General features: G+C 47.1%; 14 protein-coding genes. 3 read left to right on the top strand and 11 right to left on the bottom strand.

Annotated elements, in window-relative coordinates:
* Nucleotides 1-13: 13 nt before the first annotated feature.
* The gene (locus tag PG915_RS06035; RefSeq protein ID WP_353498301.1) at nt 14-451 is read right to left on the bottom strand and encodes a YcgN family cysteine cluster protein; all 438 of its coding nucleotides are present in this window, start codon (nt 449-451) and stop codon (nt 14-16) included.
* Between the two features lie 137 nt (nt 452-588).
* Between PG915_RS06035 and PG915_RS06030 the strand changes: the two genes are divergently transcribed.
* Together PG915_RS06030 and aqpZ are read left to right on the top strand one after the other, a co-directional pair.
* Nucleotides 589-837: a YkgJ family cysteine cluster protein gene (locus PG915_RS06030; RefSeq protein WP_353498670.1), complete on the top strand. Its 249-nt coding sequence runs from the start codon at nt 589-591 to the stop codon at nt 835-837.
* 84 nt (nt 838-921) lie between these two features.
* Nucleotides 922-1,635: an aquaporin Z gene (gene aqpZ / locus PG915_RS06025; protein ID WP_353498300.1), complete on the top strand. Its 714-nt coding sequence runs from the start codon at nt 922-924 to the stop codon at nt 1,633-1,635.
* Between the two features lie 121 nt (nt 1,636-1,756).
* On the opposite strand, the gene recR is transcribed toward aqpZ, so the two are convergent.
* From recR to PG915_RS05995, 6 genes are all read right to left on the bottom strand, one after another.
* Nucleotides 1,757-2,356 (bottom strand): recombination mediator RecR, encoded by a 600-nt coding sequence (recR, locus tag PG915_RS06020; RefSeq protein ID WP_353498299.1) that lies wholly within the window; start codon nt 2,354-2,356, stop codon nt 1,757-1,759.
* Nucleotides 2,357-2,379: 23 nt separating this feature from the next.
* Nucleotides 2,380-2,709 (bottom strand): YbaB/EbfC family nucleoid-associated protein, encoded by a 330-nt coding sequence (locus tag PG915_RS06015; RefSeq protein WP_042474318.1) that lies wholly within the window; start codon nt 2,707-2,709, stop codon nt 2,380-2,382.
* Between the two features lie 119 nt (nt 2,710-2,828).
* Complete coding sequence (dnaX, locus tag PG915_RS06010) at nt 2,829-5,063, bottom strand: DNA polymerase III subunit gamma/tau (protein WP_353498298.1); 2,235 nt, start codon at nt 5,061-5,063, stop codon at nt 2,829-2,831.
* Nucleotides 5,064-5,075: 12 nt separating this feature from the next.
* Nucleotides 5,076-5,621 carry an adenine phosphoribosyltransferase gene (gene apt / locus PG915_RS06005; RefSeq protein ID WP_042499230.1) on the bottom strand — a complete coding sequence of 182 codons (546 nt, stop codon included), beginning with the start codon at nt 5,619-5,621 and terminating at the stop codon, nt 5,076-5,078.
* Between the two features lie 158 nt (nt 5,622-5,779).
* Nucleotides 5,780-6,154 (bottom strand): YbaN family protein, encoded by a 375-nt coding sequence (locus tag PG915_RS06000; protein WP_353498297.1) that lies wholly within the window; start codon nt 6,152-6,154, stop codon nt 5,780-5,782.
* Between the two features lie 334 nt (nt 6,155-6,488).
* Entirely contained in the window at nt 6,489-7,583 is a 1,095-nt protein-coding gene (locus PG915_RS05995) for a response regulator (RefSeq protein WP_353498296.1), read from the bottom strand.
* 355 nt (nt 7,584-7,938) lie between these two features.
* Between PG915_RS05995 and PG915_RS05990 the strand changes: the two genes are divergently transcribed.
* The gene (locus tag PG915_RS05990; RefSeq protein WP_353498295.1) at nt 7,939-8,814 is read left to right on the top strand and encodes a LysR family transcriptional regulator; all 876 of its coding nucleotides are present in this window, start codon (nt 7,939-7,941) and stop codon (nt 8,812-8,814) included.
* 82 nt (nt 8,815-8,896) lie between these two features.
* Here PG915_RS05990 and purF read toward each other — a convergent pair whose 3' ends face one another.
* The 4 genes from purF to folC all read right to left on the bottom strand — a co-directional run bounded on the left by purF (nt 8,897) and on the right by folC (nt 12,835).
* A complete protein-coding gene (purF, locus tag PG915_RS05985) occupies nt 8,897-10,411 on the bottom strand; it encodes an amidophosphoribosyltransferase (RefSeq protein WP_353498294.1) in 1,515 nt (504 codons plus the stop codon).
* A 36-nt stretch (nt 10,412-10,447) separates the two neighbouring features.
* Nucleotides 10,448-10,936 (bottom strand): CvpA family protein, encoded by a 489-nt coding sequence (locus tag PG915_RS05980; protein ID WP_353498293.1) that lies wholly within the window; start codon nt 10,934-10,936, stop codon nt 10,448-10,450.
* 61 nt (nt 10,937-10,997) lie between these two features.
* The gene (locus PG915_RS05975; RefSeq protein ID WP_353498292.1) at nt 10,998-11,540 is read right to left on the bottom strand and encodes an SPOR domain-containing protein; all 543 of its coding nucleotides are present in this window, start codon (nt 11,538-11,540) and stop codon (nt 10,998-11,000) included.
* A gap of 20 nt (nt 11,541-11,560) precedes the next feature.
* Nucleotides 11,561-12,835, bottom strand: a complete 1,275-nt coding sequence (gene folC / locus PG915_RS05970) for a bifunctional tetrahydrofolate synthase/dihydrofolate synthase (protein ID WP_353498291.1) — start codon at nt 12,833-12,835, stop codon at nt 11,561-11,563.
* Between the last annotated feature and the right edge of the window lie 7 nt (nt 12,836-12,842).

Genomic DNA, 12,842 nt, shown 5'->3' with positions numbered 1-12,842 from the left:
TTACCGCCTGTAATTAGCGTGAAGGGTGATTGAGGATGTGGTCTTCCCAATCAACAACATCAATTTCATACACGACTTTGTTGCGAACACTTTCGCCTGCTGCGTGCATCGCTGACTTGGAGCCAGTAATTAGAGGATGCCACTCTGGGATCGATTTACCTTCTGAAAGCAAACGGTAAGAGCAAGTTTCTGGTAACCAATTGAACTCGCTAATTTTATCGCGTGTTAGCTTCAAGCACTCTTCGCCTGATTCAAAACGATTCGGGTAGTCTTTGCACGAGCACGTTTTGCTGTTGAGCCAACTGCAAGCTACGTTGGTGTAGTAGACTTCATCGCTATCTTCATCCATGAGTTTATGCAGGCAACATTTACCGCAACCGTCACATAGAGATTCCCATTGTGATTCGCTCATTTCTTCAAGTGGCGTGGTTTCCCAAAACGCATTGCTCATTCGTGTTACCCTTTTCATCATTGGAGGCGTTTTATACCTCTAGAGGCTAAAAACTGCAAGCATTGATGGATGATTCACATATGTACAATTCTAGCGCATCTGGTAAACTCGCCGCCTTCATTATCGAGGGTGTTAAGATGGATTGTCGATTAGGCTGCGGTGCGTGTTGTATCGCCCCAAGTATTTCTTCTGCTATTCCAGGCATGCCAAAAGGCAAGCCAAGCGGCGAGCGCTGCGTTCAACTTGATGACAACAACCTTTGCAAACTGTTTGGAAAACCCGAGCGCCCTAAAGTTTGTCTGAGTTTCAAAGCTTGTCCAGACGTCTGTGGTGACAGTGATCGTGCCGCTATGGACAATATCTTTGAGCTCGAAAGGCTCACATAACCGTTTTTATCCGTTGTTTTAAAGCTAATTTCCATCCGAGATTCGCGATTTTCACCAAATAGACTATTGTCAGATAAACCTCCCATGCACAAGGTATCTGAAATGAACAAGTATTTGGCAGAGTTGTTTGGCACATTTTGGTTAGTACTTGGCGGCTGTGGCAGTGCAGTATTAGCGGCAGCCTTCCCCGATGTTGGTATTGGCTTACTCGGCGTATCCTTCGCCTTCGGTTTAACCGTCTTAACCATGGCCTTTGCCATCGGACACATTTCTGGTTGCCACCTAAATCCCGCAGTGAGTATTGGTTTATGGGCTGGCGGGCGTTTCGAAACGAAAGAGCTAGTGCCGTACATCGTGGCTCAAGTTATTGGTGGCGTTTTGGCTGGCGGCGTGCTTTATGTTATCGCTTCCGGGCAAGCCGGCTTTGATGCGGTAAGCTCAGGTTTTGCTTCCAATGGCTATGGCGCACACTCTCCAGGACAATACTCTCTCACCTCAGCACTGGTCACCGAAGTAGTGATGACAGCCATGTTCCTGCTGGTCATTATGGGGGCGACCGACAGTAGAGCACCACAAGGTTTCGCTCCGATTGCCATTGGTCTTTGTTTAACCCTTATCCACCTCATTAGTATTCCGGTCACCAATACCTCTGTTAACCCAGCAAGAAGTACCGGTGTTGCGCTGTATGTTGGGGATTGGGCAGTTGCCCAGCTTTGGCTATTTTGGGTCGCGCCTATCATAGGGGCCATCATAGGTGCCTGGATCTATCGCTCACTTATCAGTAATAACAGTGAATAGACCGGCATACAGAATCAACAACAGATTAAGGTTACCTAGATAACCGATACAGAAAAGGCGCGATAATTCGCGCCTTTTTATATAGAGTCGTTTGCACAATTGCTTAGATCTTTTGAATTGCTTAGATCTTTTGTCGTCCCATAAGAGAGTGCGACAGGGTTGTGCCATCAACAAGTTCAAGCTCACCACCTACCGGAACGCCATGAGCGATGCGGCTAGCTGACACTTGGTGTTCATGACAAAGCTCTGCAATGTAGTGTGCAGTGGCTTCACCTTCTACTGTCGGGTTAGTTGCAAGAATCACTTCTCCAATATCACCCTGTCGTAAACGGTAATCCAATACATCTAATCCAATATCGCTTGGTCCAATACCGTCTAATGGCGACAAGTGCCCCATCAGAACAAAGTAACGACCAGAAAACTGTCCGGTTGCTTCCACTGCTGCGATATCCGCAGGGCTTTCTACAACACACATTTGACCATTTTCTTTGCGTTTTGGGTTACTGCAAATATGGCAAACTTCTTCTTCAGTAAAGGTTCTACATTGCTGGCAGTGACCGATTTCAGTCATGGCACTTGAGAGTGCGTCCGCCAACTGTAAGCCACCTTTTCGGTCACGCTGTAACAAATGAAAGGCCATGCGTTGTGCAGACTTGGGACCAACCCCAGGTAAGCATCGCAAGGCCTCCATCAAATGCTCCAGCATATGGCTAGTTCGCATTAATTACGTCTCTAATCTTCCAATTAGAACGGCATTTTCATGCCAGGTGGAAGTTGCATACCACCCGTTACTGACGCCATTTTTTCCTTTTGAGTTTCCTCAACACGACGAGCTGCGTCGTTGAATGCTGCTGCAATCAAGTCTTCTAGCATCTCTTTGTCGTCTTCCATTAGACTTTCGTCAATTTCAACACGACGTGTGCTGTGGCTACCAGTGATAGTCACCTTAACAAGGCCAGCACCAGACTCGCCAGTTACTTCCATGTTCGCGATTTCTTCTTGAAGCTTTTGCATGCGGTCTTGCATTTGCTGGGCTTGCTTCATCAGGTTGCCCATACCACCTTTACCAAACATAGGTTTCTCTCGGTTTATTCATGTTTCAATTAATAACATGGGGTCTCATTCATCAAATGCAACCCCTGCTCACCGACAATCCCTGTACCCATTGAGTACAAATCACGTCGCCAAGCGACTTATAACGGTCGAATGCTTTCTTCGTCCAGCTGCGCGGAAAAACGCGTCAACATGAACTGCACATTGGGATCCGTTTGTAGGCTTTGCGCTGCATCCGAGAGTTTTTGCTGATACAAATTCTCACGAAGCTCAAGCGGCGTTATGCCTTGCTCAGAGATCTCAATGGACAAATGACACTCTTGTTGTAGTAAGACATTTAACCCAGCAAGTAGTTCGGATTGGTTTTTATCCGAGTTCAAGTGCGCGTGGGTGGGTCTTAATCCAAGCTGAATCGAAGTACCATCGATAGCGTAAACTGAGTTGAGTGCGAGTTGCTGAACTAACTTACCTACTTCCAGCTTCTCAATCATCTCCGCCCACTTATCTTGGACAGCGGCCTCTTCGGTCAAACGCTTTGCCATCTCAGGCGTTTTCTCGTGCTCAAGTGCTTTCTTTAGCGTCGACGGTTTAATCGTCGGCTCACTCTTTTGCAAAGTTGCATTATTCGAAGGTCGCCACTGATAGGGCTCATTCGAAGTCGGTTGTTGCACTTGTGGCGCTGCGACATCTGACACCGGAGCCGAGCTTTGGACACGACCCTGAGTACGCATTGCAACTCGCTCTAGTACGGAGCTTGGTTCAGATGACGCTTTAGGCTTTTTTGCAGGAGTCGCTCCTGAGCTTTGCGGATTCTGCCCACCAGCCTGTCTACGAGAGCGAAGCTGATGACGTAGACCACCTGCAGCAGGACGAGCACTGGTATTTTGCGAACCACCACTTGGTGCTGGCGCGCTTGCTGATTGCCCTTGCGGTGGTACTGGCTGATTCTGCGAGGGATGAGCCACAGGCGATGATTGCTGTGGATACCCTTGCGGTGCACTTGGCGGCTGAGAAGAACTCATTTGCGAGGTATCAATGTACGGCTCAGGCCCTTCATCATACTGAGGAATAGAACCCGCATACTGTGGCGCGCTTTGAGTATGTGACATTGGTGGTGTCGACATGGTTTCTACCGGTGCAGTCTGAGGTGGCGCCAGATTGACATTCGTAGCAGGTTGCACAGATTGTGGCTGCATTGGTTGTGACGGCACGTGTTTTGAAGACACTGCTTTTGAAGATTCTTCTTTTGAAGACAAGGTCGCTGCGGTTATTTCACTCGCTTGCAATTCAGTCACGGGTCTAAAGGCCAGCATTCTTAGCAAGGTCATTTCCACCGCAACACGCTGCGACGGTGAGAATGGCAGATCTTGGCGGCCTTTAAGGGCAATCTGGTAGTAAAGCTGCACATCTGTGGCAGGCAACACTGTCGCAAGATGACGAACTTTGTCTCCGTCAGCGACTTCTCCATCCACACTGGTTGGTAGTGCTTGAGCCATAGCGATACGATGCAGCTGTGTCGCTAACTCAGAAAGCAGAATGTCCCAATCAACGCCGTTGTCGGCTAGAACTGATAACGTCGCCATCACTTGCTGTGCATCGCCTGTGACAATTGAGTCAAGCAGTTGCAGAGCTTGTGCGGTGTCCAAAGTGCCGAGCATTTGGCTCACCACTTCTGTAGTAACATGGCCATTACCAAGCGCAATGGCTTGATCGGTCAGACTCAACGCATCACGCATACTGCCATCAGCGGCATGAGCAAGCAGCGACAAGGCTCTGTGCTCCTGCTCAACTTGTTCATGGCTCAGCACATGCTCTAGCTGTTGGTGAATGTTATCAACGGTAATCGGCTTTAGATGGAACTGCAGACAGCGTGACAAAATGGTCATCGGCAGTTTCTGAGGATCCGTCGTCGCCAGAAGGAACTTCACGTACTCTGGTGGCTCTTCAAGCGTTTTCAAAAGCGCGTTAAAGCTATGACGAGACAGCATATGCACTTCGTCAATTAAGTAAACCTTGAAACGGGAGCGTGCTGGCTTGTACTGAACGTTGTCCAGTAATTCACGAGTATCTTCTACCTTAGTGCGAGATGCGGCATCGATTTCTAATAAATCAACGCTGCGACCTTCATCGATCTCTTTACAGCTCGAACATTCACCACAAGGCGTTGCCGTAATGCCAGTTTCACAGTTCAAACCTTTGGCAAACAAACGACCAATCGTCGTCTTACCCACACCACGCGTGCCGCTAAACAGGTAAGCGTGATGAAGTCGGTTCTGGTCTAGCGCATTCTCAAGAGCAGTCAGGACATGAGTCTGTCCTACTACTTCAGAAAACTTCTTTGGTCGCCATTTTCTGGCTAACGCGAGATAACTCATGAGGCGTCCTAATTAGTGGCCTTCAAATTCACACAGACTGTATACGTCGATACCCAGCGCTTCAAGACGTTTGTCACCACCAATTTCTGGTAAGTTGATAACAAAAGCAGCGTGTGCAACTTCACCACCTAATTGGCGAATAAGTTTTGTTGTTGCTTCGATTGTGCCGCCGGTTGCCAGTAGATCGTCTACCATCAACACTTTGTCACCTTCAACAATAGCATCTGTATGAATTTCTAGTGTGTCCATGCCGTACTCTAGCTCATATGACTGCGCCACAGTTTCGCGAGGCAATTTACCTGGCTTGCGAACAGGAACAAAACCTAACCCTAGTTCAAGTGCTAGTGGCGCACCAAACAGAAAGCCGCGAGCTTCTGTACCAACAATTTTAGTAAAGCCTTGGTCTTTGTACTTCTCTACCAATAGCTCAATTGTCGCTTTGTAGGCTGCTGCATCTTCCATCAGACTGGTTACATCACGGAACAGGATCCCTGGTTTTGGGTAATCTGGAATACTTTTGATGCTTGCTTTAATAAGGGAAATTTTGTCGATAGTCATAGTATTGATCTCTGGAAAGGTCTTTGGGTGCCTGTCGTTCAGAGTACGGGTCTTGGCATGTCACCGCCGAAAAATGGCAACAACAAGCTAGATACGTTCATTCTGTAAGGTATTAAGTAAAACGCCCACATTTAAAGTGGGCACACAACCTTCTAATGTTAGTGATTTTCGTGGTGTTCAGCAACGGGCGGTTTCACAGGAATCCGCAAAAAGAAGACAAAAGTGACCACAAACACCGTCAACAGCATAAGTTTTAACCAAAGCGGTTTAACGACAAAGATAGATATTGAGAAGCTAGCAACAATAAGCATTGCACCTCGGCGCTTAACAGTTTTCGTTACGCAGCGATCTTGTTCCCAATCGGTGATGATAGGGCCTAATTTGGGATGCGATTGCAGCCATTGATGGAAGGCAGGACTACCACGAAAAAAACACGCACTAGCCAAAAGGAGAAAGGGGGTCGTTGGTAATAGAGGAAGGGCTATTCCAACCACACCCAAAACTACAGAAATAGTACCCACTGTGTTCCACATTAAGCGCTTTACAGTGGTCAAATTTTTTATGGTCAAAAACCTGCGTATCCGTTCATTACTCTGATCCAAGTCAGAGTAGCGGGAAGTGTTGGGATTAGCAATGCGGCGATAAAGCCTAGAAAGTAAAAAATGTTGTAAGGTTCTTTGAATTCTTGATCTGACATGACTCTTGCTCTTAGATTGGGCTAAAATTCAGCTCTTGAACTGGGCTAAAACGTGTACGAAAAAGGGAGGCAATTGCCTCCCGAAGCGTTAACATTTTTACTATAACTCAATTACAACCCGTCAAAAACCGAGTAATTGTAGGGGTATTGTTGCCCCTTAAAACGAGCGATTACACCATCAAACCAATATCCCAACTAAAGCTGCTGGATCCAACTCGACTCATCGTCAACTTACCCGATTCTTGAAGCGCGAGATCTTTGGTCATGAAATTACTCAAGCAATTATCGCCCAATCGTCGCCCTCCTGCGATGTTAAACTGTGCCTGGCCGTTATCCCATCGACAACCTAGACCCGCTGGCAATATAGACACCGAGCCTTCAGCAAGATCGATGGTGCCAAACAAGGCTTCTACAGTACTGGCTCCTCTGGCGCATGCCATGCCTTTTTCTAAATTACGTGCCAAACCTTTCAAATCAATGGAGTTATGCTGTAAGCGACGTACATAATCATCAAACAAAGTCCGAACCAGCAAGGTACTTGCCACGCCTCCTTGGTCGGCGGAATCGGCATCGACTAAATAGAAAGCGAGCTGCCCACTCATCAACCAACTGTAATCAAACACCAATGGCAAACTGGTCGTGGACTGCAGCAAGCGATAGCTACTACGCCAAGCTCCCAGCGATGAGTCTTTCTCCGGAAGCAGCGCTGTAAGTAACTCTCTTGCTGCATTTGGATTTTGCTGTAAGTAATCCAAGTGCCAATGAAGCTCTTGTTCCTGCTGCTCACTATCACTGCCATCCTCGTCCAACCGGAACCAACGGCTGACAAAGTCGGATTGCTCGGCAGTACTTGAGCTCTCTTCTAGTACAACCTCTATAGCTTCAGCGAGATAGCGATAATCGCTGAGCGGTTTGGTTAGAAAATCTTTCACTCCCATTCTCAGCGCTTTGGCTACATCGCCCATATCCCCTGTAGCGGAAATCACGATCACTGGCAGTGACGGATACTCCACTCTCACCTCTTCGGTGAACTCCATGCCTGTCAAAAGCGGCATAGCTAAGTCGCAAAGAACAAGATCAGGCTGAACCTCACCTAGCATTTTGAGGGCTTCGAGGCCATCTCCAGCCTCAACAACTTGGTGACCAATCGCTTCCAGGAACTTTCTGGTTACACTTCTAAATACTGGGTCATCGTCAACGACCATCACCCTAGCACTGTGTTGCTGCTCGATAGCCACAGCAACTTGACTGTCAGTTTTAGACATAAGACTACGCCTCACAAATTCCATTGAGCGTGTAATTGTTATTATTTTTGGTTTACATCAAACGTCGTATCGTAAGGAAACGCTACAATGATGCAATTCATTGACTATTGAAAACAGGACATACTCCGTTCCTGAGTACTTTAACTGTAGGCAGAAATCCACTTTTATACAAATGCCCCCAATTGTGGCATTATCTTGTGTTCTCGGTTTTGCTATAAAAGTGTCCAATTCGCTGATTTCCCCGTACTTAATATCTAAATACGCGAAATTTCTTGAGAGGGTCTGACTGAAAACCCGGTGGCTTTTCCAAGTTTTGGACTATATTAAAAACCAATAATTACAAATAGTTGAATATATGAAACTCGATGATCTAAATCTGTTCCGACTTGTTGTGGAAAATGGGAGTTATACAGCAACTTCTCGTAAGACCATGATACCTGTTGCAACAATCACTCGACGCATTCAGGCACTAGAGGATTCGTTGAACCTTCGCTTGCTCAATCGTCATGCGCGAAAACTGTCACTGACTGAAGCGGGCGAACGCTTTTACAATGAGTGCTCACCTTTACTGCAACGACTAACCTCTGCGTCAGAAGAAATTGCCGACGAGTGTAAAGGGGCATCGGGTAAACTGAAGATTTCCTCACCATCGAACCTCACTAAGCGTTTGATGATGCCTATGTTCAATGACTTTATGGCTCAGTACCCAGACATCAGCCTTGATTTGACCATGAGCAATCACGCAGATCAACTTGACCCGACTGAGTGGGATGTCATTTTCCGCGTTGGACCGCAGCGCGACTCTAGCCTCATCGCTCGCAAACTCAGCACAGTCAAAGATGTCTTAATCGCAACGCCTGAGTACTTAGCCAAATATGGCGAGCCTAAGCACGCTGAAGAGCTCTCATCTCATCGACTACTCAAAGGTGCACCACTGATTAAATGGCAACTTAAGAACGTCAGTGGCGAGTCCATCATCAACAATACTAAAGCTCGATTTGAAGCTAACAGCCTCAATGTAGTGCGTCGTGCCTGCTCCGCTGGACTGGGTATTACCTTGATGCCAGATGTGATGATTCAAGAGCACATCGACAACGGTGATTTGGTGCGAATTTTGCCAGAGTGGAGCTCCAACCCGCGTGACATCTACATGCTCTACAACCACAAAGATCATTTACCCGAAAAAGTGCGTTTGTTTATCGATTTCGTCATCGATTACTCTCTTCACTAAGTTTCTAGACCATAATCGCTAGACAATAAAAAACCAGAGCCAAGGCTCTGGTTTTTTTGTGCTTCTTTTAGATAAGAGCGTCTTAGATGCCTTCGTTATGAAGCTCTAAGTTAGCTAAATCTTGCTGAATATCGCGCTGGACTTTTGTATCATCGTTACGCAATGAGTCAACGTAATCCAAGTACGACTGATCGATATCACCCGTCACGTATTCACCATTAAATACTGAGGCTTCGAACTGCTTAACATCTGGGTTACCTAGGCCTACCGCTTCCAAAAGATCTGGAACCGTTTGGTAGATTAGCGCATCGGCACCTATTTGCTTACAGATTGCATCATTATCACGGCCGTGAGCAATAAGCTCATTAGCACTTGGCATATCGATACCGTATACGTTCGGGAAACGAACTTCTGGCGCAGCCGAGACCATGTACACTTTGTTAGCACCAGAGTCACGAGCCATCTCAATGATCTGTTCTGATGTTGTGCCACGAACGATAGAATCATCGACTAACAGTACGTTCTTACCTTTAAACTCAGAACGGATAGCATTGAGTTTACGGCGCACTGATTTCTTACGCTGCTGTTGACCAGGCATGATGAAGGTACGACCGACGTAGCGGTTCTTAACGAAGCCTTGACGGTATGGTTTATCAATCGCTTGAGCGATTTGCAGTGCGATATCGCATGAAGTCTCAGGGATTGGGATAACAACATCGATATCAAGGTCAGCAAACTCATCTTTGATGCGCTCACCAAGCTTCTTACCCATTTCAACGCGCGCGCTGTATACCGAGATTTTATCGATAAATGAATCCGGACGAGCAAAGTAAACAAACTCAAAGATACATGGGTTTAGTTTAGGATTGTCTGCACATTGACGGGTGAATAGCTCACCATCAAATGTGGCGTAAATCGCTTCACCTGGCGCAACGTCACGGACAAAATCAAAGCCTACTGCATCCAGAGCAACCGACTCAGACGCGACCATGTATTCGGTTTTACCTTCAACTTCACGCTTACCTAAACATAGAGGACGGATACCGTTTGGATCGCGGAATGCAATCATACCGTGACCGATGATCATCGCCGCAACCGCATAAGCACCTTTAATGGCACGGTGAACATTAGTCACTGCGCGGAAAACGTCATCCGACGTCACGTTGCCTTTTACGGTATCAATTTCGTGAGCAAGAACGTTAAGCAGAACTTCAGAGTCCGATGTCGTGTTTACGTGACGACGGTCTTTTTCGAACAACTTTTCACGAACTTCGTGTGCGTTGGTGAGGTTACCGTTGTGTGCCAGGGTAATACCAAACGGAGAGTTTACGTAGAACGGTTGTGCTTCAGAAGCGCTAGAGCTACCAGCGGTAGGGTAACGAACATGTCCAATACCTACGTTACCTTGAAGGCGCTGCATGTGCTTCGCTTCAAAAACGTCTTTAACTAGACCATTCGCCTTACGCAGACGAAAACGATTGCTTTCTATGGTAACAATACCAGCGGCATCTTGGCCACGATGCTGTAAAACGGTCAAAGCGTCATAGATAGACTGATTCACAGGCGTTGAGCCAACGATTCCAACAATACCACACATGTCCTAATCCTCGATTTGCGACATTAGCTGACGCCGCTAAGCGCCAGACAAGAAACTAGAAGTTGCTTCGATGTGTTCAAAAAACGGCTCAATGACCAATTTAAAGTGTGGAACCAGTTCTGAGGTTTCCCACCACTCGCTGTTATTCAGCGTGGTAAAGGTATCAACAAAGAACAGTACCGCTGAGACGATAAGCACACCGCGCAAACCGCCAAATACGATACCAAGTACTCTGTCTGTACCCGAGAGTCCCGTTTTCTGAACCAACTGCCCTATGACATAGTTAATGAGAGCTCCGACAATCAAGGTCGCAACAAACAAGGCAGCGATAGCGGCGCCATTACGAAACATGTCGTCTTCGATATTAGAAAAGTACACCGCTAATTTTGCGTAGTACTGACTGGCGATAAAAAACGCGCCAAACCATATCAAAAGCGACATTGCCTCTTTGGCAAAACCGCGAACTAAACTGATCAAGGCCGATAGCCCAATCACACCCAAAATGACAAAATCTAACCAATTCATGAATTCTTCATCTCAAGTTGGCGCGCATTTTAACAGAAAAATGAGCGACGCAAACGTTTTCTTATGGATTTAGTGGCTTAAATTTGAGCAGTTGACCTCTAGAGCCGGTAATTTCCTCTAATTCAATCAACTGCTTCTCTAATTTACTTTTTGAAACATCTGGACCGATAATCACGCGAGTAAAGGCCTCTTCTTGCTTCACGTGAGCTTGATAACCGCGCTTCTGCAGATCTTTCACAAGTGCCGCAGCATTATCGGCATTTTTCAGTGCCATCAGCTGAATAATCCAAGCACTATCAGCGTAATCGTTACGCTCTGGTACCTCTTGCGCTGACACATTGACAATATCCGCTTCAGGCTCTTGAATGATCTCTTCGCCGACAGTAGCCTGTACAGGCGCTTCTGGAAGTACCGAAATGTCCTCTTCTGGCTCCAACACTTCAAACGATTCCACGTCAGCGTTAATTTCTGGCTTAAGTGGAATGCTGGCAAATTCTTCTTTGTAGTGAAGCTTCTTACCGTCAAGCAGGTCTGGCAGGATAATCACCCCGACTGCCACCAGTACGATGGTGCCCACTAAGCGGCTTTGGAATTTACTCGCCATGATTTCTCCTAGATTCGATTTTACTCTGCGGTTTTACCGCCGCAGTGCTCCAACACCTCACCAACCGTATGGAATGAACCCACGACCAAAATCAGATCGTCTTGTTTCGCATCTGATTTCGCCGCTTCAAATGCCGCCACAGGCGAATCATAGCGAGTCAGAGTTTGGTTGGAATCAAGATGAGCACATAGCTCGTCCGCAGATGCAGCTCTTGGACCACTCAATGATGCAGGATACCAATGCTCTGTCAGAGGATTCAAAACTCGGATAGTTTCGGCGATATCTTTATCATGCAACATACCCATCACCACTTTAAATCGAGTGTTGGGATACAAGCGATTAAGCTGAGTGACTAAATACTCTGCTGAGTGAGGGTTGTGCGCGACATCGAGAATGGTGGTTGGCGTGCCTGCGATTACCTGCATTCGTCCGGCCAGACGAGCGTCTTTAAGACCGTTAACAATGTTTAGGTCGGTAATGTCCAAATTGGCAGCACCCAGCGCCATCAGCGCTGTGTTGGCATTCATCAGCGGAAGAACCGGCATAGGTAAATCTTCTAGCGCGAAGGTGCCGTGGTGCCAGCTCCAAGTCGTGTCTGAGGTTTGCTTATAGTCGAACTGAATACCCGTTTGATAGAACTCTGCACCAATGTCATCGGCATGAGCAGGTACTGTTGCAGGCGGTTTCGGCTGACCACAAATAGCCGGCTTTCCGGAACGATAAATGCCCGCTTTTTCAAAACCGATAACGTTGATGTCATCACCCAGCCAGTCGACGTGATCCACTGCAAGGCTGGTAATCACCGACACATCATGATCAACCACGTTCGTCGCATCCAGCCTACCGCCTAGACCAACTTCAAGCAGCACAACTTCCACCTTGTGCTGTTGGAACTGCTTAAGAGCCGCTAATGTCGCGTACTCGAAAAAGCTCAGGCTGACATCACCACGCAGCTTTTCGATATAGTCGAAAGCTTGGGTGTGTGACTCGTCAGGCAGTTCTTGGCCGTTGATACGTACACGTTCATTGTAACGAATTAGGTGGGGAGAACTGTAGACACCAACAGAGTAGCCCGCATCTAATAAGATGGCTTCCATTAATGCACAAGTCGACCCCTTGCCATTGGTACCGGCAACGGTGATAACGGTTGGGGCTGGTTTGGTAAGTTGACCTTTTTGTGCCACGACGGACACTCGGTCTAGGCCAAGATCAATGGCACTGGTATGAATACTGGTTAAGTAATCAAGCCACATCTGTAGTGTCGATGTGGCTTGTGGAATGGATTGTGAACTCATTTAGCCG

Source organism: Vibrio sp. CB1-14 (assembly GCF_040412085.2).
Classification (GTDB): domain Bacteria; phylum Pseudomonadota; class Gammaproteobacteria; order Enterobacterales; family Vibrionaceae; genus Vibrio; species Vibrio chaetopteri.
This window is presented reverse-complemented; position numbering and strand designations above follow the sequence as displayed.

Bases quoted from the DNA above. Each gene is read 5' to 3' on its own strand.
- PG915_RS05980 (WP_353498293.1), bottom strand. From the start codon at position 10,936: ATGAATTGGTTAGATTTTGTCATTTTGGGTGTGATTGGGCTATCGGCC.
- PG915_RS06000 (WP_353498297.1), bottom strand. From the start codon at position 6,154: ATGTGGAACACAGTGGGTACTATTTCTGTAGTTTTGGGTGTGGTTGGA.
- PG915_RS06015 (WP_042474318.1), bottom strand. From the start codon at position 2,709: ATGTTTGGTAAAGGTGGTATGGGCAACCTGATGAAGCAAGCCCAGCAA.
- recR (WP_353498299.1), bottom strand. From the start codon at position 2,356: ATGCGAACTAGCCATATGCTGGAGCATTTGATGGAGGCCTTGCGATGC.
- folC (WP_353498291.1), bottom strand. From the start codon at position 12,835: ATGAGTTCACAATCCATTCCACAAGCCACATCGACACTACAGATGTGG.
- PG915_RS06030 (WP_353498670.1), top strand. From the start codon at position 589: ATGGATTGTCGATTAGGCTGCGGTGCGTGTTGTATCGCCCCAAGTATT.
- apt (WP_042499230.1), bottom strand. From the start codon at position 5,621: ATGACTATCGACAAAATTTCCCTTATTAAAGCAAGCATCAAAAGTATT.
- dnaX (WP_353498298.1), bottom strand. From the start codon at position 5,063: ATGAGTTATCTCGCGTTAGCCAGAAAATGGCGACCAAAGAAGTTTTCT.
- purF (WP_353498294.1), bottom strand. From the start codon at position 10,411: ATGTGTGGTATTGTTGGAATCGTTGGCTCAACGCCTGTGAATCAGTCT.
- PG915_RS05975 (WP_353498292.1), bottom strand. From the start codon at position 11,540: ATGGCGAGTAAATTCCAAAGCCGCTTAGTGGGCACCATCGTACTGGTG.
- PG915_RS05995 (WP_353498296.1), bottom strand. From the start codon at position 7,583: ATGTCTAAAACTGACAGTCAAGTTGCTGTGGCTATCGAGCAGCAACAC.
- PG915_RS06035 (WP_353498301.1), bottom strand. From the start codon at position 451: ATGAGCAATGCGTTTTGGGAAACCACGCCACTTGAAGAAATGAGCGAA.
- aqpZ (WP_353498300.1), top strand. From the start codon at position 922: ATGCACAAGGTATCTGAAATGAACAAGTATTTGGCAGAGTTGTTTGGC.
- PG915_RS05990 (WP_353498295.1), top strand. From the start codon at position 7,939: ATGAAACTCGATGATCTAAATCTGTTCCGACTTGTTGTGGAAAATGGG.